The sequence below is a fragment of the Klebsiella sp. BDA134-6 genome, assembly GCF_015601345.1.
Lineage (GTDB): Bacteria > Pseudomonadota > Gammaproteobacteria > Enterobacterales > Enterobacteriaceae > Klebsiella > Klebsiella grimontii.
Window position 1 is genome coordinate 3,471,471 of sequence record NZ_CP064784.1, and the last position, 20,913, is coordinate 3,492,383.

Consider the following 20,913-nt stretch of genomic DNA (forward strand, 5'->3'; position numbering starts at 1 on the left):
ACAACATGAATTCATCTCAACACCGGGAGCGCGCAATTCAGTGTACAGTGATGAATGGATGTAATAGCATTTCGTTAATTGTTAATTTAAGAGAGTTTTATTGATGAAGAAGATGTTTAGCACGGTGTTAATTGCGGCCTCCGTCGCGCTGCTGGCAGCCTGCTCACCGGATGAAGATAATAAGATCAAAGTCGCCATTAATACCGGGCCTGATGAGGCTATCTGGAAAGTCGTAGAACAAGTGGCCAAAGAGAAATATAACCTCGACGTGGAGGTTATCTCATTTAATGATTACGTACTGCCGAACGAAGCGCTGAACAATAAAGACGTCGATGCTAACGCCTTCCAGACGCTGCCTTACCTTGAGGCGCAATCAAAAGAGCGCGGCTATAAGTTTGCGATTGTCGGTAAAACCTTCGTCTTCCCGATCGCCGCCTACTCGAAGAAAATCAAAAATATCAGCGAACTGCCTGACGGCGCGACGATTTCCATTTCTAACGAAACCACAACCCTGGGCCGCAGCCTGCTGCTGCTGCAGGCGCAAGGTTTAATCAAGCTAAAAGAAGGGACAGGCTACCTGCCTACGACGCTGGATATTATCGACAATCCTAAACAGCTAAAAATCGTCGAAGTCGACACGCCGCAGCTGACCCGTACCCTTGACGACCCGAATGTCGCCCTGTCGATTATTAATACCAACTTCTCTGCCCAGGCCGGCCTGTCGGCCGCCCGCGATGGCTTATTTATGGAAGGTCCTGACTCTCCGTACGTCAACGCCATCGTTTCACGCGAAGAGAATAAAGACAGCAAAAAGGTTCAGGAGCTGAAAGAGGCCTTCCAGACTCAAGCAGTTGCCGATAAGGCAGCGGAAGTCTACAAAGGCGATGCGATTAAGGGCTGGTAATTAGCCACCGCTTACGGCCGCCCGTTACTGCGGGCGGCCTGATTTTAACAATAACCAGATGAACACCGGCGCACCCAGGGTGGCGGTGACCACACCAATCGGCAATTCCGCCGCCGAGAGCGCCAGACGCGCGACGATATCCGCCCCAAGCAGCGCGCTGGCCCCCGCTAACAAACAGGCCGGAAGCAGCGCGCGGTGATCGCTTAAACCACATAAGCGCAGAATATGCGGAATAACCAGACCAATAAAGCCGATCGCGCCCGCCAGCGCCACGCTGACGCCCACCAGCCAACCGGTCGCCACCACCAGCACTTTACGCCATAGCCACAGCGGCAGCCCCAGCTGGCGTGCGGAAACCTCCCCCAGCGCTAACAGATTAAGAGGCTGCGATTGCAGGCACACCCAGGCCAGCGCCGGCAGCAGAGCCAGCATCAGCCACAGCTGCTGCCAGTCCACGCCGCCAAAGCCGCCCATCATCCAGTACATCAGCTGGCGGAGATCGAAAGAGGTTGAGAAGTAGACCGCCCAGGTCATCAGCGCGCTGCATATGATACCGAGCGCCACGCCCGCCAGCAGCAGGCGGCTGGTCGAGAGATGCCGCCTGGCAAAACGCAGTAAAATAAAAGTAATGACCAGCGCGCCAGCGATGGCGCACAGCCCCAGCGCCCAGCCCGGAAGCAGCCCTTTTCCCAGCAAGACGGCGGCTATCAGGCCAACCCCAGCGCCGTTTGATACCCCCAGCAGCCCGGGCTCCGCCAGCGGGTTTTCAAACAGCGCCTGCATAATCGCCCCGGACAGCGCCAGCGCGGCCCCCACTAATAGGACGGCCAGAGTGCGCGGCAGACGGATCTGCCAGATAAACAGCTCACCTTTGGCGCTAAACCACTCGGCGGGGCCAATCCACTGGTCGCCCGCGCACAGGCTGATGGTCGACGTAACCAACAGCAGCAATGTTAATACCGCAAGCCAACGCCGATTGCGGCGCCGTTGAATTTGAGCAAAGGTCAGCATAGTTTTCTGAATCGAGAAAAAGGATGTGATTGATTTTACGGTATTCGGCCAGGAAAAGAAAAAAGGCCGCATAGCGGCCTTTTTAGTTAGTTCAGATTATTTGTCTCTGGGTGACGCATTTTCGACACGGCTTTTTAGCTTCTGGCCAGGTCTGAAAGTCACCACTCGCCGGGCTGTAATAGGGATATCCTCTCCCGTTTTCGGGTTACGGCCCGGGCGTTGGTTCTTATCTCGCAAATCGAAGTTGCCGAACCCGGAGAGTTTTACCTGTTCTCCGTTTTCCAGAGCGCGACGGACCTCTTCGAAAAACAACTCTACCAGCTCTTTGGCATCCCGCTTGCTAAGCCCAAGCTTATCAAACAGATATTCTGACATTTCAGCTTTTGTAAGCGCCATAGGTTCAATCCCTCAATGATGCCTGGAATCGCTCTTTCAATGCCTCTACACATTTGGCGACGGTAGCGGCAATCTCCTCTTCTTCGAGTGTACGGCTGGTATCCTGGAGGATAAGGCTGATAGCGAGGCTCTTGAAACCTTCTGCTACGCCCTTGCCGCGGTACACGTCAAATAAGTTTACGCCAACTACCTGATTTACGCCAACTTTCTTACACTCGGCTAAAACATCGGCAGCGGGAACGTTTTCTGCCACAACGACGGCGATGTCGCGACGGTTCGCCGGGAAGCGAGAAACTTCATGCGCCTGAGGCACCACGCGGTCTGCAAGCTTGTTCCACTCCAGTTCAAAGACCAACGTGCGACCGTTCAGATCCAGCTTACGTTCCAGCTCAGGATGAACAACCCCAATAAAACCAATACGTTCACCTTTCAGATAAATCGCCGCCGACTGGCCCGGATGAAGCGCATTATTGGCTTCGATGCGGAATTCGATGTCGGACAGCTTACCGGTGAGGTCGAGGACCGACTCCAGATCGCCTTTTAAATCATAGAAATCGACGGTTTCTTTTGCCAGGTTCCAGTGTTCTTCATAACGGTTACCGCAAATCACGCCAGCCAGCATCACATCCTGACGAATGCCCAGCGGAGCCTGAGTATCAGGAACAAAGCGTAAACCGCTCTCAAAGATGCGCACGCGAGTCTGCTGACGATTCTGGTTGTAGACCACCGTCCCTAACAGGCCGGTCCACAATGATAGGCGCATCGCCGACATTTCGCTGGAGATCGGGCTCGGCAGAATCAGCGCTTCTTCCCCGGCGTGGATCCACTGCTGTACTTTCGGATCAACGAAGCTGTAGGTAATCACTTCCTGATAGCCTTTATCGTTGAGCAGCGTTTTCACGCGTTTAAGCGACAGATCCGCTTCGCGGTGGGTGCCCATGATCAGGCCCGCTTGCACCGGTTCGTCAGGAATATTGTTATAGCCATAGACGCGGGCGACTTCTTCGACCAGGTCCTCTTCGATGGCAATATCGAAACGCCAGCTCGGCGCGACGGCATGCCACTCGTCCTGGCCTTCGGTGACTTCACAGCCCAGACGTCGCAGAATATCGCTCACCTGCGCATCCTCAACGTGGTGACCGATCAGACGATCCAGCTTGCTGCGGCGAAGCCTGATGGTCGCAGGCTTCGGCAGGGTCGCTTCGTTGGTGACGTCAATAATCGGGCCAGCTTCGCCGCCGCAAATATCCATCAGCAGGCGGGTCGCACGCTCCATAGCCTGATACTGCAACGCGGAGTCCACGCCGCGCTCGTAGCGGTGGGAAGCATCGGTATGCAGACCATGGCGACGGGCGCGACCGGTAATGGACAGCGGGCTGAAGAACGCGCATTCCAGCAGAACGTTTTGCGTTTCATCGTTTACGCCGGAGTGCTCGCCGCCGAAAATCCCCCCCATTGCCAGAGCTTTCTGATGGTCAGCAATCACCAGAGTATCGGTGTCCAGCTTAGCCTCGGAGCCGTCCAGCAGAACCAGGGTTTCCCCTTCATGCGCCATACGCACGATAATTCCGCCTTCAATGCGGTCTTTATCGAAGGCGTGCATCGGCTGACCCAGCTCAAGCAATACGTAGTTGGTCACATCAACCACCGCATCGATGGAGCGAATACCGCAACGGCGCAGCTTCTCTTTCATCCATAATGGGGTCGGTGCTTTGACATTAATGCCTTTTACCACGCGCCCCAGATAGCGCGGACATGCTTCCGGCGCATTGACCTGGATTGGCAGAACGTCATTGACGGTGGCGGCTACCGGGGGCATTTCCGGGACATTCAACGGCGCCTTGTTGAGCACGGCGACATCGCGAGCCACGCCGATAATACCGAGACAATCGGCACGGTTCGGCGTGACGCTGATTTCGATAGTGTTATCGTCGAGCTTCAGATATTCACGGATGTCGGTACCCAGCGGCGCATCGGCGGGCAGTTCAATAATACCGCTGTGATCGTCGGAAATACCCAGTTCCGAGAAGGAGCACAGCATACCTTCCGACGGCTCACCGCGCAGCTTTGCCGCTTTAATTTTAAAATCGCCCGGCAGTACGGCGCCGATGGTCGCAACGGCAACCTTAAGGCCCTGACGGCAGTTCGGCGCGCCGCAGACGATATCCAGCAGACGTTCGCCGCCGACGTTGATTTTTGTCACGCGCAGCTTGTCGGCATTAGGGTGCTGAGCGCACTCGACCACTTCGCCAACAACAACGCCGTTAAAACTGCCCGCGACCGGCTCAACGCCGTCAACCTCAAGCCCGGCCATCGTTATCTGGTCCGACAGCGCTTCGCTATCGATAGCTGGGTTAACCCACTCGCGTAACCACAGTTCACTGAATTTCATTGTTCTGTCCTGCCCTTATTTAAACTGTTTGAGGAAACGCAGATCGTTTTCGAAGAACGCGCGTAAGTCGGTCACGCCGTAGCGCAGCATGGTCAGACGCTCCATACCCATGCCGAAGGCAAAGCCGGAATAGATTTCCGGATCGATACCCACGTTGCGCAGTACGTTTGGATGCACCATACCGCAGCCGAGCACTTCCAGCCATTTGCCGTTTTTGCCCATGACGTCAACTTCCGCAGAGGGCTCGGTGAACGGGAAATAGGACGGACGAAAACGAATCTGTAGATCTTCTTCAAAGAAGTTACGCAGGAAATCGTGCAGTGTTCCCTTCAGGTTGGTGAAGCTGATGTTGGTATCAACAATCAGGCCTTCCATCTGATGGAACATTGGGGTGTGGGTCTGATCGTAGTCGTTACGATAGACGCGACCTGGCGCAATAATGCGGATCGGCGGCTGCTGGTTAGCCATGGTGCGGATCTGTACGCCTGAGGTTTGCGTACGCAGCAGGCGCGTCGCATCAAACCAGAAAGTGTCGTGGTCAGCGCGTGCCGGATGGTGGCCAGGAATATTCAGCGCATCGAAGTTGTGGTAGTCATCTTCGATTTCCGGACCAGTCGCGACGGTAAAGCCGAGCTCACCGAAGAAACTTTCGATACGGTCGATAGTACGGGTCACCGGATGCAGGCCACCGTTCTCAATACGACGACCCGGCAGAGAGACATCGATGGTTTCCGAGGCCAGGCGCGCGTTAAGCGCAGCACTTTCAAGCGCTGACTTACGCACGTTAAGCGCCTGCTGGACCTGCTCTTTCGCTTCGTTGATAACCGCGCCGGCTGCCGGACGCTCTTCAGCAGGCAGCTCGCGCAGGGTCGTCATCTGAAGGGTCAAAAGCCCTTTTTTACCCAGGTATTCCACGCGGACGTTGTCCAGCGCAGCAACATCTGATGCCTCGTTAATGGCTGCCTTCGCACTGGCAACCAGCTCTGCGAGATGTGACATGGTTTTCCTCATTATGTCGGTGCAGACACCGGTTATGGTTATTATTTTGCTCTCACTATTTCGAGCCGCAGACCGTAGGTAATCCTTCATTTGACCGAATGATTCAGGTCAACCCACGCGTCTGGAGCTTGAAATAGAACGAGCCAGTTCAGATACAAAAAAAGCCTCCACAGGGGGAGGCTTTTTGGCGCTGTTTTCCGTTTCTTCTTTCACGCGCTAGCCTCCTGAGTTCAGGTGCTAAAGTAAAAAAAGAAGCGGAAAATAGCAGCATTCATGCTTGCATTACCTTGTCTGATAAAAAACGTAAGACTGGTATTGAAAAGCCTACGCGAATAAAAGTCAATGGATTGATAGCCTTGAAACGAAAAGAGGGAGACAAGCTCCCTCTTTCAACTGGCTTATGCCAGAGCTGCTTTCGCTTTTTCGACCAGCGCGGTGAACGCTAATTTGTCGAATACGGCGATGTCAGCCAGGATCTTACGGTCGATTTCAACAGAGGCTTTTTTCAGGCCGTTGATGAATTTGCTGTAAGAAATACCGTTCTGACGTGCTGCTGCGTTGATACGCGCAATCCACAGTTGACGGAACTGACGCTTTTTCTGACGACGGTCACGATAAGCGTACTGACCAGCTTTGATAACAGCCTGGAAGGCAACGCGGTATACGCGAGAACGCGCACCGTAGTAGCCTTTAGCTTGTTTCAAAATTTTCTTGTGACGTGCACGGGCAACTACACCACGTTTTACGCGAGCCATATGTGCTCTCCTGTATCTATTCTAATTAAAAAGTTAAAAGGGTTAACGACTTATGCGTACGGCAGGCACGCGATGACCAGGCCCAGATCGCCTTTAGAAACCATGGCTTTCGGACGCAGGTGACGTTTACGCTTAGTAGCTTTTTTGGTCAGAATGTGACGCAGGTTAGCGTGCTTGTGCTTAAAACCACCTTTACCGGTTTTTTTGAAGCGCTTAGCAGCACCGCGTACGGTCTTAATTTTTGGCATTTTAATAACTTCCACTTCGCATTGTTAATAAACGAAACATAGGCGAGCAACAGCTGCGGAACCTAAAGGCTCCACAGACATTGCTACTTGAAGGCCTTACTGTTTCTTCTTAGGAGCGAGCACCATGATCATCTGACGGCCTTCGATCTTCGTTGGGAAGGATTCGACTACTGCCAGTTCACTCAGATCGTCACGGACGCGGGTAAGCACTTCCATCCCGATCTGCTGGTGAGCCATCTCACGGCCGCGGAAACGCAGCGTGATCTTAGCTTTATCACCCTCTTCCAGAAAGCGAACCAGGCTGCGGAGTTTTACCTGGTAGTCGCCATCATCGGTGCCAGGTCGGAATTTGATTTCCTTGACCTGAATAACTTTTTGCTTTTTCTTCTGTTCCTTAGAAGACTTGCTCTTTTCATAAAGGAACTTGCCGTAGTCCATGATACGACAAACTGGCGGTTCGGCGTTAGGGCTGATCTCAACTAAATCTACTCCAGCTTCTTCAGCTTTTTCGATAGCTTCTCTCAGACTCACAATACCCAAAGCTTCGCCTTCCAGACCTGTTAAGCGAACTTCCAGGGCGCGAATCTCGCCATTGATACGATTCGGACGTGCCGTTTGAACTCGTTTTCCGCCTTTAATACCTTATTCCTCCAGTTGTTTTAGACTGCGGCTGCGAATCTCTTGTTGCAGCTTCTCGATAACTTCATTTACGTCCAGGCTGCCCAAGTCTTTGCCACGACGGGTACGCACGGCAACTTTGCCAGCTTCTACCTCTTTGTCGCCACAGACCAACATGTAAGGGACACGACGTAAAGTGTGCTCGCGGATTTTAAAGCCTATCTTCTCATTTCTCAAGTCTGCTTTTACGCGAATGCCTGCATTTTGTAGTTTACGCGTCAATTCGTTAACGTATTCAGCCTGAGAATCAGTAATATTCATAACCACAACCTGCACTGGCGCAAGCCAGCTTGGGAAGAAGCCGGCAAACTCTTCGGTCAGGATGCCAATAAAGCGCTCCAGCGAACCAAGAATAGCACGGTGAATCATTACCGGTACCTGGCGTTCATTATTTTCGCCAACATAGGAGGCGCTTAAACGCTGCGGCAAGGAGAAGTCCAGCTGTACAGTACCGCACTGCCATGCACGATCGAGGCAGTCATACAGGGTAAATTCAATTTTCGGACCGTAGAAGGCGCCTTCACCCAGTTGATATTCAAACGGGATATTGTTCTCTTCCAGCGCCACCGCCAGATCCGCTTCAGCACGATCCCATGTCTCATCGCTACCGATGCGTTTTTCCGGGCGAGTTGACAGCTTGACGACGATTTTCTCGAAGCCGAAGGTGCTGTACATATCGTAGACCATACGAATACAGGCGTTAACTTCATCACGAACCTGATCTTCAGTACAGAAAATGTGGGCATCGTCCTGAGTAAATCCGCGTACGCGCATCAGGCCATGCAGCGCGCCTGACGGCTCATTGCGATGGCAGCTACCGAATTCAGCCATACGTAATGGCAGATCGCGGTAGGATTTCAGGCCCTGGTTGAAGATCTGCACGTGACCCGGGCAGTTCATCGGCTTGATGCAGTATTCACGGTTCTCGGAAGAAGTGGTAAACATCGCATCTTTATAGTTGTCCCAGTGGCCGGTTTTTTCCCACAGCACGCGGTCCATCATAAACGGGCCTTTAACTTCCTGATACTGGTACTCTTTCAGCTTAGAACGCACAAAAGTTTCCAGTTCGCGGAAGATAGTCCAGCCGTCGTTATGCCAGAACACCATACCCGGCGCCTCTTCCTGCATATGATACAGATCGAGCTGCTTACCGATTTTACGGTGATCGCGCTTAGCGGCTTCTTCCAGACGCTGCAGATAGGCATTAAGCGCTTTTTTATCTGCCCAGGCGGTACCGTAGATGCGCTGCAGCATTTTATTGTTGCTATCGCCGCGCCAGTAGGCGCCCGCGGTCTTCATCAGTTTGAAGTGATGGCAGAAACGCATATTCGGCACATGCGGCCCACGGCACATGTCGACATATTCTTCGTGATGATACAAGCCGGGCTTATCATCATGAGCAATGTTTTCATCAAGAATAGAGACTTTATAGCTCTCGCCGCGCTTCACAAAGGTTTCACGCGCTTCGTGCCAGCTGACTTTCTTCTTAATAACGTCGTAGTTTTTCTCGGCGAGCTCATGCATGCGTTTTTCGAGCGCGTCGATATCTTCCTGGGTCAGGGTATGGTCCAGATCGACATCATAGTAGAAACCATTGTCGACAACCGGGCCGATCGCCATTTTGGTATTTGGCCACAGCTGTTTAATCGCATGCCCCAAAAGGTGCGCACAGGAGTGACGAATAATCTCAAGTCCATCTTCATCTTTCGCGGTGATGATAGAGAGCGTTGCGTCGTTTTCAATTAAGTCACAGGCGTCAACCAGCTCGCCATTGACACGACCAGCGATGGTGGCTTTCGCCAGACCGGGGCCAATATCCAGAGCGACGTCCATCGGGCTCACAGCGTGATCAAAATGGCGTTGGCTGCCATCAGGAAGCGTAATTACAGGCATTTCATGTCCTTATTTGCAGTGGTGCCCCACACGAAAGAGCACATACAAAACAATATAATCATAATTATCAACAAGTTCAGACCCAGTTCCCGCTTCACTCTGCGAAAATGTGTGCACGCTCGTTCAACGACACGTCCCCACCTGCAGCCGCCTGTTGATAACACCGAGGGTTAGTTTACACATCATTAGTGCGTGATAAAAGTCACATAAGACTAAATGGTTATTGTTGATGGAAAAAAAAGGGGGAGGTGTAACAAACGTTGCATAATTGCTTCAGCGATAGATCGGAAGAAACGGCGACAGCGCGATATGACGCATAAAGAATATTTATGATTTCACATAAATTATGAAGATTTTACACCAAACGCGTAAAGCGAAACCGGTACAACATTACCCGGTTTACTGCTTGACGAAATAATAAAAGAGAAATTATGAATGGCGTTTAAATATCAGGACCATTCGCCGGCGACAAGTTTATGAACATCAAACGCGTCGTTCATTGACTGTCCGGTTGATTGGGAGCCCGGTGCAATATTAGAGCCCGCTTCGACATCGGTCGCTTTGGCTATGCCCACTTGCGTACGATCGTGATTACCCGGCTGCGGTGCGGGAGCGGCGGCAAATGCGCCAAAAGACAACGTGCACAGCATCGCGGCCGCGAGTGCGATTTTACTATTTTTCATGATAGTCATTCTCTTATTTGTTTCAGATAATAGAACGGATTCGTTATCTCCGCCTGTGGTGAACAGTATAGATCCAGATCACATTTTTGTCCGACCCAATATTTATCTTTTCGTGTCAAATTAACTACATATTTGTCAGCAAAATAGCGATCATGAAGAAATTATGGAGACCATTTCTTTTTATAAAAAACAAAACAAGAGACCAAAAATAATAATGCCACTTATTGCTAAATTTAAAACAATCAGGCCGGAATATCCGGCCTGAAAAGATTACATTTTATAACCGAGCGATAGCGTGGTGCGGCGATCGGTATGCTCCGGCGCCGATGACGGCGGTTCAGAGTTCCACGTCAGGTTATAGGCTACTTTGAGGGCAAAGTGCGCGTTAATCGCAACGTTTAACGCACTTTCAGAGTTCAGCGTCGTATCTTCGGCGCCGAATACCGAGACGCCTTGGGTAAATTTGGCGTTATCGGTCATCTGCCAGGCGTAGGTGCCGGAAGCGTAGCCCAGTGGCTGAGTATCATTATCACCATCGGTATACTCGTCATAGCGTACACCAGGACCAAATTCAAAACGCAGGCTGTGTACCGGGCCGTTCATGATCTGACGACCATAACCCGCGGTGAACACATCACGCTGCTGATAACCATTGTAACGATCCGTCAGCCAGCTCGCCTGACCAAAAAGATAATTCTGGTCGGTCAGGTTATAACGGCTACGTCCGCCCACCGCGTACTTTTCCGAAGAGCGCTGATCGTTCGACGACGTATTGCTGGCATTCCCCCACAGCGACCATGCGGTGGTATCGCCATACCAGGTCAACGTGGAGTCGGCGGTCATTGAGGAACTTTTCGTATTGCCGGACTGCGCCAGATAACCGGCGTTAACAGTACCTTCGAAAGGTTTTTTTGCAGAAGAAGGGTCATCCATGACAGTAAAAACGGAATCATCGGCCATTGCGCACGCAGACGCAAAGAGCCCTCCCGCCAGCATCACCGCTGCGGGTACTGTCTTCAAAAGCTTCATTTAATTTTAAGTCCGTACAACCTATAAGGAGACCAGGAGGGTCCCGGGAGCTTTCGCGAGGATCGCTAATAGCCGGTCCTAAGAAAGGGAGTAAATTATAAAAAAGCACGATTAACTTAGCAATCAATTACTCTTTCGTTTTTTGTATAAGACGCTTCTCAAAACAATTTTTATTTCATAAAGATAAAAGGGGTACCGGTGCATAAGCTACGCGTCGCTTCCCCTTCCCTCCTTTAAGTGCCATGCTTAAAACCAGAGCCGCTAAACTCGTATTATGGAGGAAACTGGATGACCAAAATCTATACGCTCACGTTAGCCCCCTCGCTCGACAGCGCCACGCAGACCCCGCAAATTTACCCGGAAGGCAAGCTACGCTGTAGCGCTCCCGTGTTTGAACCCGGCGGGGGCGGAATTAACGTTGCGCGCGCCATCACTTTTCTTGGCGGCAGCGCCACGGCTATCTTTCCCGTCGGTGGGGCAACCGGCGAACACCTGACGGCGCTGCTGAAGGATGAACACGTTCCCGTCGATACGGTAGAGACTCATGACTGGACGCGGCAGAATCTTCACGTTCATGTGAACGCCAGCGGCGAGCAATATCGTTTCGTGATGCCTGGCGCCGCATTAACTGCGGATGAGCTCCGGCTCATTGAGGAAAAAGTGCTCACTATCGCCCCCGGCTCGCTGCTGGTAATTAGCGGAAGCCTGCCGCCGGGCATCAGCGTCGAGAACCTGACGCAGCTGGTGAAAAACGCGCAGCGGCATGGATTGCGCTGTATTGTCGATAGTTCCGGTGATGCCCTCGCCGCCGCGCTTGATGTCGGCAATATTGAACTGGTTAAACCGAACCAGAAAGAGCTAAGCGCGCTGGTCCAGCGGGATCTGAGTCAGCCAGATGATGTGCGGCTCGCCGCGCAAGAGTTAATTCGTTCCGGTAAAGTCCAGCGCGTCGTCGTCTCCCTGGGAGCACAGGGAGCGCTTGGTGTTGATGCCGATGGTAGTGTTCAGGTCGTACCGCCGCCGATGAAAAGCCAGAGTACTGTCGGCGCCGGTGACAGCATGGTTGGTGCGATGACCTTAAGGCTGGCGGAAAATGCCTCGCTTGAAGATATGGTTCGCTTTGGCGTCGCTGCGGGCAGCGCGGCCACCATCAATCAGGGCACCCGCCTTTGCTCGCTGGAAAATACGCAAAAAATCTACGATTATCTGCGCGGTTTATAATCTCCTTCGCTCCCTCTGGCAAAACGGAGGGAGTCGCCAAATCAGCATGATGGTCTATGCTAAAAATGCCATGGATAACAATGGGGTGAAAAATGAGTAGCGAAATTAACGCCTGGGTCGTCACGGTTCGTTTTCACGAAGAGACGTTAACGGAAATTAACGAACTCAGTAATCATCTCACCCGCGCCGGATTTACCCTTGTCTTAAACGATGATGAAGGGAACGTCCACGAGCTCGGCACCAATACCTTCGGCCTGCTTTCCATACAGAATGCCGATGAAGTTAAAGCGTTAAGCGCGGGTTTAGCCGAAACCGCGCTGGGACGAGCCGTTGACGTCACCGTGTCAACATTCAGCGAGTGGATAGAAGCTCAATAAGTGCGATTGACGCAACGGAAAACGTTCAGTTGTGCGTCAGTTCGAATTTTACGCCGGGGTTATGCGCTAACCTTATGAAATGTTGGAAGACATGGGGAGAGACGGCATGTGGCAAGCTATCAGCAATTTGTTAAGCGATTTGCATACCGAAGCAGCTGAAATCGAACTGCGAAACGAGCTACCCGGTGGAGAGATCCACGCCGCCTGGCATTTACGCTTTGGCGGGCGAGATTACTTCGTAAAATGCGATGAACGTGAGCTTTTACCCATCTTCACGGCCGAGGCAGACCAGCTTGAGCTGCTGTCACGAAGTAAAACCGTGAATGTACCGCAGGTTTTTGCCGTAGGCAGCGACCGTGATTATAGTTTTCTGGTCATGGAATATCTCCCCCCTCGCCCGCTGGATGCGCACAACGCTTTCCTGTTAGGCCAGCAAATCGCCCATTTGCATCAATGGAGCGATCAGCCGCAGTTTGGTCTGGATTTTGACAATGACCTTTCCACCACTCCCCAGCCGAACGCCTGGCAGCGTCGATGGTCCACGTTCTTTGCCGAACAGCGCATCGGCTGGCAGCTCGAGCTCGCCGCCGAGAAAGGTCTGCATTTTGGCGATATCGATAGTCTTGTTGATATTATTCAGCAGCGATTGAGCAATCATCAGCCGCAGCCGTCGCTGCTCCACGGTGACTTATGGTCCGGTAACTGCGCGCTCGGTCCAAACGGGCCCTATATTTTCGACCCGGCCTGCTACTGGGGCGATCGCGAATGCGATCTGGCAATGCTCCCACTGCATCAGGAACAGCCGCCGCAAATCTATGATGGCTATCAGTCCGTTTCGCCGCTGCCGTCCGGCTTTCTCGAGCGGCAACCCATCTACCAGCTCTATACGCTGCTGAATCGCGCGATTCTGTTTGGCGGACAACATCTTGTGACGGCGCAGAAAGCGCTTGATGACGTGTTCATGGATAAGGCCCCGTAAGGGGCCTTGCTTACGCAGATTAGCTGATTTGTACGCCTTTCAGGCGGAACTGAATGGTCATGGTAATGCCGTTCCCCGGTTTACCCGGTTCATAACGCCATTTACGTAAAGCGTTTTTCACTTCACGCTCAAACATATTGGCTGGTTGGGCGGAGAGGATCTGCACGTTATCCACGCGCCCGTCCGCCGTGACGTCGAACTTAACCCGAACATTCCCTTCAATGCGCAGCGCCTGCGCACGAGCCGGATAGCTCGGCTCCCCACGGCTTAGCGCTCGCGGTCCGGTCGGCGCCGTGACGGTCGGTTTAGCGTTCGCGGTTGAGGTGCTCGGCGCGGTGCGCGCTGGCGCCGTATTCGTATTTTCAAACGGCGAAGCCGGGCGCGTTTCCGCCGGTTTCACATCACGCTTCGGTTGCTCAACCTTTTTTTCCGGCTTCGGTTTAGGCTTTGGCTTCGGTTTAGGTTTCGGTTTATGGATAACGACCGGCGCCTCTTTTGGCGGTTCAGGAATCACCTCCGGTTCCGGCTCAGGTTCCGGCTCAACAACGGGTTCAACGACCGGCTGAGCCGCCTGAGGCGGTTCCAGATCTTCCGGGGCCACCATAGTAATCTCAATGGGCTGTGAGGGTGACGGCCGTTCAATTACCTGATGTACCGAAGTATAGAGCAGCGCCGCGACAACACCGCCGTGGATGACCACAGACAGTAGCGTGGGCCACGGAAAGCGGCGAGGTAAATCAAAGGTCATTGCGCTCATAGTCGTTTCTGTTGAAAAATGATGCCCCGATTTTAAATGCAAATAGCAATCATATTCAACTAGGGTTGTTGGCTTGTATCAAAATTTGCCCTGATTTCTGACAAAAAGCCGACGGGACGTGGCATTCTGGGGATCGTGAGCATCTTTGCATTGCAGTCAACGACGGTTTCACTTAACGTGATTCGCCAATTTATTGATAAGGAGCCATGCCGTGCTTTACGTTATCTACGCTGAAGATATCGCCGACTCTCTGGAAAAACGGACGTCGGTACGTCCCGCCCACCTGGCGCGTTTGCAATTATTACATGATGAAGGTCGTTTACTGACCGCCGGCCCAATGCCTGCAGTCGACAGTAATGAACCCGGCGCGGCGGGCTTCACCGGCTCAACGGTCATTGCGGAATTTGAATCACTGGAAGCGGCACAATCATGGGCCAATGACGATCCGTATATTGCCGCAGGGGTTTATCAGAAAGTATCTGTAAAACCGTATAAAAAAGTATTCTAAAGCACCAAATGTTGGCAAAAAACAGAGGCACCGCGAGCGGTGCCTTTTGTTTTGACCCTCAAAACTCAGAGAAGGTGAACAGCAGAGAGTGTCGTTGCCGCTTAACCAGCTCTTTTCTGATGGCGAGGATGCGCATATTACGACGCGACTGTCCTTCCAGCCAGCGTGCTTTACGGCGGCTCACCTGCCGAAGCATGCGCCAGCGCCCTACTTCCGTTCTACTACGCTTCATTACAACTACTCTACGAGTGAAAACAGCCTGCATTATAGACCGATGAATCTGGCTAACCAACGCTTTCGCTGCGTTTTTATTTGCCAGATGGATGTTGATGCGTAAACTCATGTCATCAAGTCATTCAAAAGGATTTTTCATCTATGACAACCTTTTACACGGTGGTGAACTGGCTGGTTATACTCGGTTACTGGCTACTTATCGCCGGTGTAACATTACGGATATTAATGAAAAGACGCGCGGTACCGTCAGCGATGGCCTGGCTGCTTGTCATTTATATTCTTCCGCTGGTAGGAATTATCGCCTATCTTTCGTTTGGCGAACTGCATCTGGGTAAACGCCGCGCCGAGCGTGCGCGGGCCATGTGGCCCTCAACGGCCAAGTGGTTAAAAGACCTCAAAGCCTGCAAGCATATCTTTGCCGAGGAGAATAGTCCGGTCGCGGAATCCTTGTTCAAGCTCTGCGAACGTCGGCAGGGCATTGGCGGCGTCAAAGGCAATCAGCTCCAGCTGCTCACTGAATCCGATGACGTCATGCAGGCGCTCATCCGCGATATCCAGCTCGCTCGTCACAATATTGAGATGGTGTTCTATATCTGGCAGCCCGGCGGCATGGCCGACCAGGTCGCAGAATCATTAATGGCGGCGGCCAGACGCGGCGTACATTGTCGGCTGATGCTCGACTCCGCCGGGAGCGTGGCCTTTTTCCGTAGCCCTTGGGCCGCCATGATGCGTAATGCTGGCATTGATGTCGTCGAAGCCCTGAAGGTCAACCTGATGCGCGTCTTCCTGCGCCGTATGGATCTGCGTCAGCATCGTAAAATGGTCATGATCGATAACTATATTGCCTATACCGGCAGTATGAATCTGGTCGACCCGCGTTTCTTTAAGCAGGACTCCGGCGTTGGCCAGTGGATCGATCTGATGGCGCGAATGGAAGGTCCGGTAGCGACAGCGATGGGCATTGTCTACTCCTGCGACTGGGAGATTGAAACCGGCAAACGTATTTTGCCTCCGCCGCCGGACGCGAACATTATGCCGTTCGAAGAGGCCAGCGGGCACACGATTCACACTATCGCCTCGGGCCCGGGCTTTCCGGAAGATTTGATCCATCAGGCTCTGCTCACTGCCGCCTACGCGGCCAAAGAGCATTTGATCATGACGACCCCCTACTTTGTGCCCAGCGACGATCTTCTACATGCCATCTGCACCGCCGCCCAGCGCGGCGTCGATGTCAGCATCATCCTGCCGCGCAAGAACGACTCTCTGCTGGTGGGCTGGGCCAGCCGCGCCTTCTTTACCGAGCTGCTGGCTGCCGGAGTGAAGATCTACCAGTTTGAAGGCGGCCTGCTGCATACCAAGAGCGTGCTGGTTGACGGCGAGCTCAGCCTGGTGGGCACCGTTAACCTCGACATGCGCAGCCTGTGGCTGAACTTCGAGATTACGCTGGTAATTGACGATGCCGGATTTGGCAGCGATCTGGCCGCGGTGCAGGATGATTATATCTCCCGCTCGCGTCTGCTGGACGCCAGGCTATGGCTAAAACGTCCGCTGTGGCAGCGAATCGCCGAGCGACTGTTTTACTTCTTCAGTCCGTTGCTGTAAAACGTGCCAATCAGATGTTTAATGGGTAGCAATCATGGATATGGATTTAAATAATCGCCTGACCGAAGACGAAACGCTTGAACAGGCTTACGACATTTTCCTCGAGCTGGCCGTGGACAACCTCGACCCGGCAGATGTCATTCTGTTCAATCTGCAGTTTGAAGAACGCGGCGGCGCCGAGCTCTTTGACCCGGCGCCTGACTGGGAAGAGCACGTCGATTTTGACCTCAACCCTGACTTCTTCGCGGAAGTGGTCATTGGCCTGGCCGATGAAGATGGCGGCGAGATTAACGATATTTTTGCGCGCGTGCTGCTGTGCCGTGAAAAAGACCATAAGCTCTGCCATATTCTGTGGCGTGAATAAGTTCTTTCTCAAGTAAATAACGATACAGAAGAAGCCTGCCTGGTTTAACCAGGGCAGGCTTTTTTATTCATTCGGGCAGTTCGCTGCCGCAGGCATTGCAGTAGCGGGCGCCTTTTTCATGATTTGTATGCTGACAATTCGAACATATGCGCTGAGTACGGCGATTCTGAAAGGCCGTGGTCATGTGGGTGGTAATTAAGCCGGTGGGAATCGCAATAATTGAGTAGCCGATTAAGATAAGGATGGACGCCAGAATTCGCCCGAGCGGCGTATGCGGCGTGATATCGCCATATCCCACCGTCGTTATCGTCACAATCGCCCAATAAACTGACGCGTTCAGCGTAGTAAACCCATATCGCGGCCCCTCAACCAGATACATCAAGGCGCCAAAAATCACCATCACGATGGCAATAAAAGAGTAGAACAGGATCAGCTGGTGGCGAGCGCTGACGATGGCGGTCCAAAAAATATTCAGCGACGGCATAAAGCGCAGCAGTTTAAGAATACGCAGCGCGCGTATCGCGCGCATGGCCCGCCAGGCGAACACGTACTCAATACTGATCTCTGGCCATAGCCACATTACGTAGAGCGGTAATATAGTGGCAAGGTCAATAATTCCCCAAAAGCTAAAAATATACTTTAGCGGATTCGGCCAGCTGATAATGCGCAGAATATACTCACAGGTAAAAACCACAGTAACAATAAGCTCAAGCCAGACAAAAACATGCCATTCGTCCACCGTCAGATGATATTGCGTTCCCAATCCGGACTCGATAAATATCACCAGAACGCTAAGCAGCGCGAAGAGACCGCAAAATCCCTCAAAATGCCGGCCGGAGCGTCGGTTTTGATCAAAGAATAAATGATACAGCCGCAGACGAGCGGCATGAATATGAAAAGCCACGTTAACCTCACTAAAAAAGGGCTGACTTACGTCAGCCCCAGAGATTATAACGGGTCTACCTTCAGGCAGGAAACCGCGTGTCGGAAACTGCCCTCCAGCACCGGTCGCGTCTTAGCGCACTCCGGCCCGGCAATCGGGCACCGCGTGCGAAATACGCATCCAGACGGCGGGTTAATCGGCGATGGTAATTCCCCCTCCAGCAGCTGGATAGTTTTATTCTTTTCTTTATCGGGGTCCGGCACCGGCACCGCCGACATCAGCGCTTTGGTATAGGGATGCAGCGGATTATGGTATACCTCATCGTAGGTGCCCAGTTCCACGGCATGCCCGAGATACATCACCAGTACGCGATCAGAAATGTGCTTCACCACCGCCAGATCGTGGGCGATAAAAATCAGCGATAGTCCCATTTCACGCTGCAGCTGCTGCAGCAGATTCACTACCTGAGCCTGAATCGACACGTCCAGCGCCGAAACCGGTTCATCGCAAATAATGAGCTTCGGCTCAAGAATTAGCGCGCGGGCAATACCAATACGCTGACACTGGCCGCCGGAAAATTCATGCGGGTAGCGGTTAATCAAGTTCGGCAGCAGCCCCACTTTCATCATCATCGCCTTAACGCGATCGCGAACTTCCTGACGCGGCATTTTAGGATGATAGGTACGCAGCGGCTCGGCGATAATTTCCCCGATAGTCATGCGCGGGTTTAGCGACGCCAGCGGATCCTGAAAGATCATCTGAATATCGCTGCGCACGTCACGCCATTCGTCGGCCTTCATTCCCAGCAAATCTTTACCTAACCAGGCGACTTTACCGTCGGTGGCTTTGACCAGACCAATGATCGCGCGCGCGAAGGTCGATTTTCCGCATCCGGACTCGCCGACCACGCCCAGAGTTTCACCTTCATACAGACGCAGCGTTACGCCATCCACCGCTTTCAGCGTTTTCGAAGGCTGCCAGAACCACTGTTTACCGTCTTTAATATCAAAGTGCACTTTCAGATCGGCGATTTCGAGCAGGACTTTTCTTTGTTCCGTTACGGCGTTCATAGCAAATCCCCCACCGGTTGAAAGCAGGCGCGCAGGCGGCCCGGTGCAAACTCCTCCAGAGGAGGAGCGCTATTGCAAATTTCCATCGCATGCGGGCAGCGCGGCTGGAATGGACACCCCTTCGGCAAACGCAGCAGGTTTGGCGGATTGCCTGGAATCGTTAACAGGGCATCGCCTTCCGCATCCAGCCGCGGTACCGCGTTGAGCAGACCGATAGAATAAGGGTGCGATGGTTGATAAAAGACGTCGCGCGCCTGGCCATATTCCATCGTACGCCCGGCGTACATCACCAGCACCTTATCGCAGATCCCGGCGACGACGCCGAGATCGTGGGTAATCATAATGATCGCCGTATTGAACTCGCGCTTGAGCTCATTAAGCAGCGTCATGATTTGCGCCTGTACGGTCACGTCCAGCGCCGTTGTCGGCTCATCGGCAATCAGCAGCTTAGGCCGGCACAGCAGCGCCATCGCGATCATCACGCGCTGGCGCATCCCGCCGGAAAATTCGTGCGGATACATTTTCATCCGTTTGCGCGCTTCGGGCATTTTGACCGCGTCCAGCATTTTCACCGACTCTTCAAAGGCTTCGGCTTTGCCCAACGCTTTATGCAGCATCAGGACTTCCATAAGCTGCTCCCCTACCCGCATATACGGATTTAGCGAGGTCATCGGGTCCTGAAAAATCATTGAGATCTGCTCGGCGCGTAGCTTATTCAGTTCTCGCTCCGGAAGGTTGAGGATCTGCTTACCGTTAAAGGTCGCAGAACCGCCGATGCGGCCGTTCGCCGCCAGCAGGCCCATCAGCGCAAACGCGGTCTGCGACTTACCGGAACCGGACTCGCCCACGATGCCTAAGGTTTCCCCTGCCCGCAGATTAAAATTGAGATCGTTGACTGCAGTCACATCGCCATCGGGAGTACCAAAGGTGACGCGGAGATCTTTCACATCCAGAAGCAGTCCGGATTGTTGTGCTGCCTGCGGCGCTTTCGCCGTTTCCATCGTACTCATGTCGGCGCTCCTTAGCGGTCTTTCGGGTCGAGGGCATCACGCAGGCCATCGCCGATAAAGTTAAAACAAAACAGCGTTACCACCAGGAAACCGGCAGGAAACAGCAGTAGCCACGGCGAAACTTCCATAGAGTTGGCGCCATCGCTGAGCAGCGCGCCCCAGCTGCTTAACGGCTCCTGGGTACCCAGGCCGAGGAAGCTCAGGAAGGATTCGAACAGAATCATGCTCGGCACCAGCAGTGAGGCATACACCACAACCACGCCAAGCACGTTAGGCACGATATGGCGGATAACGATATTGCCCGTTGAAACACCGCCAACCTGCGCAGCTTCAATAAACTCTTTACGCTTCAGGCTCAGGGTCTGGCCGCGAACGATACGCGCCATATCCAGCCAGGAGACCATCCCGATGGCAACGAAAATCAGCAGGATATTCTGACCAAAAAAGGTCACCAGCAGGATGACGAAGAACATAAACGGGAAGGAGTTGAGGATTTCCAGCAGACGCATCATTACCGAATCCACTTTGCCGCCCAGATAGCCGGAAAGTGACCCGTAAAGCGTCCCCAGAATCACCGCCACCAGCGCAGCAGCCACGCCGACCATTAATGAGATACGCCCGCCAATCGCCACCCGCACCAGCAGGTCGCGGCCGGAAGAGTCGGTACCAAAGTAGTGCCCGGACTCCATATCGGGCGCGCTGGACATCATGCCCCAGTCGGTATCGTAATAGGAAAACTGCGATACCATCGGCGCGATGGTGACAAACAGCGCAATAATCACCAGCACAATCAGGCTGGCGACGGCAGCGCGGTTATGCATAAAGCGGCGGCGGGCGTCCTGCCAGAGGCTGCGCCCCTCGACTTCCAGCTTTTCACTGAAGTTTTCCAGCGCCTCGTTGTTTTTCTTACTTAACATCAT

The 20,913-nt window shown here is 53.0% G+C and carries 24 protein-coding genes and 1 other annotated feature; of the genes, 7 read left to right on the forward strand and 17 right to left on the reverse strand.

Annotation, left to right across the window (positions count from 1 at the left end; genetic code table 11):
• Positions 1-103: 103 nt before the first annotated feature.
• Entirely contained in the window at positions 104-904 is an 801-nt protein-coding gene (locus tag IYV58_RS16040; protein ID WP_004119129.1) for a MetQ/NlpA family ABC transporter substrate-binding protein, read from the forward strand.
• Between the two features lie 24 nt (positions 905-928).
• On the opposite strand, the gene btuC is transcribed toward IYV58_RS16040, so the two are convergent.
• The 11 genes from btuC to IYV58_RS16095 form a co-directional block, all read right to left on the reverse strand.
• A complete protein-coding gene (gene btuC / locus IYV58_RS16045; protein ID WP_032742109.1) occupies positions 929-1,915 on the reverse strand; it encodes a vitamin B12 ABC transporter permease BtuC in 987 nt (328 codons plus the stop codon).
• Positions 1,916-2,011: 96 nt separating this feature from the next.
• Positions 2,012-2,311, reverse strand: a complete 300-nt coding sequence (gene ihfA / locus IYV58_RS16050; protein WP_004102960.1) for an integration host factor subunit alpha — start codon at positions 2,309-2,311, stop codon at positions 2,012-2,014.
• Between the two features lie 4 nt (positions 2,312-2,315).
• On the reverse strand, positions 2,316-4,703 hold the full coding sequence (gene pheT, locus IYV58_RS16055) for a phenylalanine--tRNA ligase subunit beta (protein WP_142470079.1): 2,388 nt from the start codon (positions 4,701-4,703) through the stop codon (positions 2,316-2,318).
• A 15-nt stretch (positions 4,704-4,718) separates the two neighbouring features.
• Positions 4,719-5,702, reverse strand: a complete 984-nt coding sequence (gene pheS / locus IYV58_RS16060) for a phenylalanine--tRNA ligase subunit alpha (RefSeq protein WP_004119126.1) — start codon at positions 5,700-5,702, stop codon at positions 4,719-4,721.
• Between the two features lie 154 nt (positions 5,703-5,856).
• Positions 5,857-5,982 (reverse strand) — a sequence feature (Phe leader region).
• The gene (gene pheM, locus IYV58_RS16065) at positions 5,933-5,977 is read right to left on the reverse strand and encodes a pheST operon leader peptide PheM (RefSeq protein ID WP_001386830.1); all 45 of its coding nucleotides are present in this window, start codon (positions 5,975-5,977) and stop codon (positions 5,933-5,935) included. Its footprint overlaps the feature before it by 45 nt.
• Positions 5,983-6,100: 118 nt before the next feature.
• The gene (gene rplT / locus IYV58_RS16070) at positions 6,101-6,457 is read right to left on the reverse strand and encodes a 50S ribosomal protein L20 (RefSeq protein ID WP_004102963.1); all 357 of its coding nucleotides are present in this window, start codon (positions 6,455-6,457) and stop codon (positions 6,101-6,103) included.
• 50 nt (positions 6,458-6,507) lie between these two features.
• Positions 6,508-6,705 (reverse strand): 50S ribosomal protein L35, encoded by a 198-nt coding sequence (rpmI, locus tag IYV58_RS16075; RefSeq protein WP_001124225.1) that lies wholly within the window; start codon positions 6,703-6,705, stop codon positions 6,508-6,510.
• 96 nt (positions 6,706-6,801) lie between these two features.
• Positions 6,802-7,344: a translation initiation factor IF-3 gene (infC, locus tag IYV58_RS16080; RefSeq protein WP_071830666.1), complete on the reverse strand. Its 543-nt coding sequence runs from the start codon at positions 7,342-7,344 to the stop codon at positions 6,802-6,804.
• 3 nt (positions 7,345-7,347) lie between these two features.
• Positions 7,348-9,276: a threonine--tRNA ligase gene (gene thrS, locus IYV58_RS16085; RefSeq protein WP_004102966.1), complete on the reverse strand. Its 1,929-nt coding sequence runs from the start codon at positions 9,274-9,276 to the stop codon at positions 7,348-7,350.
• A gap of 449 nt (positions 9,277-9,725) precedes the next feature.
• Positions 9,726-9,959, reverse strand: coding sequence for a hypothetical protein (locus IYV58_RS16090; protein WP_004121671.1), 234 nt, complete (start codon positions 9,957-9,959; stop codon positions 9,726-9,728).
• A gap of 270 nt (positions 9,960-10,229) precedes the next feature.
• Complete coding sequence (locus tag IYV58_RS16095; protein WP_004121674.1) at positions 10,230-10,988, reverse strand: DUF481 domain-containing protein; 759 nt, start codon at positions 10,986-10,988, stop codon at positions 10,230-10,232.
• Positions 10,989-11,276: 288 nt separating this feature from the next.
• On the opposite strand from IYV58_RS16095, the gene pfkB reads away from it, so the two are divergent.
• The 3 genes from pfkB to IYV58_RS16110 all read left to right on the forward strand — a co-directional run bounded on the left by pfkB (position 11,277) and on the right by IYV58_RS16110 (position 13,565).
• Positions 11,277-12,209 (forward strand): 6-phosphofructokinase II, encoded by a 933-nt coding sequence (gene pfkB, locus IYV58_RS16100; RefSeq protein WP_195729137.1) that lies wholly within the window; start codon positions 11,277-11,279, stop codon positions 12,207-12,209.
• Positions 12,210-12,301: 92 nt separating this feature from the next.
• On the forward strand, positions 12,302-12,586 hold the full coding sequence (gene ghoS / locus IYV58_RS16105) for a type V toxin-antitoxin system endoribonuclease antitoxin GhoS (RefSeq protein ID WP_004121679.1): 285 nt from the start codon (positions 12,302-12,304) through the stop codon (positions 12,584-12,586).
• 106 nt (positions 12,587-12,692) lie between these two features.
• The gene (locus IYV58_RS16110) at positions 12,693-13,565 is read left to right on the forward strand and encodes a fructosamine kinase family protein (RefSeq protein WP_049114188.1); all 873 of its coding nucleotides are present in this window, start codon (positions 12,693-12,695) and stop codon (positions 13,563-13,565) included.
• A gap of 19 nt (positions 13,566-13,584) precedes the next feature.
• Here the strand turns inward: IYV58_RS16110 and tonB are convergent, their stop codons facing one another.
• Complete coding sequence (tonB, locus tag IYV58_RS16115; RefSeq protein WP_004121685.1) at positions 13,585-14,313, reverse strand: TonB system transport protein TonB; 729 nt, start codon at positions 14,311-14,313, stop codon at positions 13,585-13,587.
• Positions 14,314-14,533: 220 nt separating this feature from the next.
• On the opposite strand from tonB, the gene IYV58_RS16120 reads away from it, so the two are divergent.
• Positions 14,534-14,830, forward strand: a complete 297-nt coding sequence (locus tag IYV58_RS16120; protein WP_004103089.1) for a YciI family protein — start codon at positions 14,534-14,536, stop codon at positions 14,828-14,830.
• A 58-nt stretch (positions 14,831-14,888) separates the two neighbouring features.
• On the opposite strand, the gene IYV58_RS16125 is transcribed toward IYV58_RS16120, so the two are convergent.
• Positions 14,889-15,062 (reverse strand): YciY family protein, encoded by a 174-nt coding sequence (locus IYV58_RS16125; protein WP_004121687.1) that lies wholly within the window; start codon positions 15,060-15,062, stop codon positions 14,889-14,891.
• 143 nt (positions 15,063-15,205) lie between these two features.
• Here IYV58_RS16125 and cls point away from each other — a divergent pair, with 143 nt between their 5' ends.
• Both cls and IYV58_RS16135 read left to right on the forward strand, forming a co-directional pair.
• A complete protein-coding gene (gene cls / locus IYV58_RS16130; RefSeq protein WP_004121688.1) occupies positions 15,206-16,666 on the forward strand; it encodes a cardiolipin synthase in 1,461 nt (486 codons plus the stop codon).
• A 34-nt stretch (positions 16,667-16,700) separates the two neighbouring features.
• Complete coding sequence (locus tag IYV58_RS16135; protein WP_004103097.1) at positions 16,701-17,030, forward strand: HI1450 family dsDNA-mimic protein; 330 nt, start codon at positions 16,701-16,703, stop codon at positions 17,028-17,030.
• 67 nt (positions 17,031-17,097) lie between these two features.
• On the opposite strand, the gene IYV58_RS16140 is transcribed toward IYV58_RS16135, so the two are convergent.
• From IYV58_RS16140 to oppC, 4 genes are read right to left on the reverse strand one after another with little or no spacing between them, the layout of a single operon-like run.
• A complete protein-coding gene (locus IYV58_RS16140) occupies positions 17,098-17,934 on the reverse strand; it encodes an ion transporter (RefSeq protein WP_004121691.1) in 837 nt (278 codons plus the stop codon).
• 44 nt (positions 17,935-17,978) lie between these two features.
• Positions 17,979-18,983: a murein tripeptide/oligopeptide ABC transporter ATP-binding protein OppF gene (oppF, locus tag IYV58_RS16145; protein ID WP_004121693.1), complete on the reverse strand. Its 1,005-nt coding sequence runs from the start codon at positions 18,981-18,983 to the stop codon at positions 17,979-17,981.
• Complete coding sequence (locus tag IYV58_RS16150) at positions 18,980-19,993, reverse strand: ABC transporter ATP-binding protein (RefSeq protein WP_004121695.1); 1,014 nt, start codon at positions 19,991-19,993, stop codon at positions 18,980-18,982. Before IYV58_RS16150 ends, oppF begins: the two co-directional genes overlap by 4 nt.
• An 11-nt stretch (positions 19,994-20,004) precedes the next feature.
• Positions 20,005-20,913 carry an oligopeptide ABC transporter permease OppC gene (oppC, locus tag IYV58_RS16155; protein ID WP_004121697.1) on the reverse strand — a complete coding sequence of 303 codons (909 nt, stop codon included), beginning with the start codon at positions 20,911-20,913 and terminating at the stop codon, positions 20,005-20,007.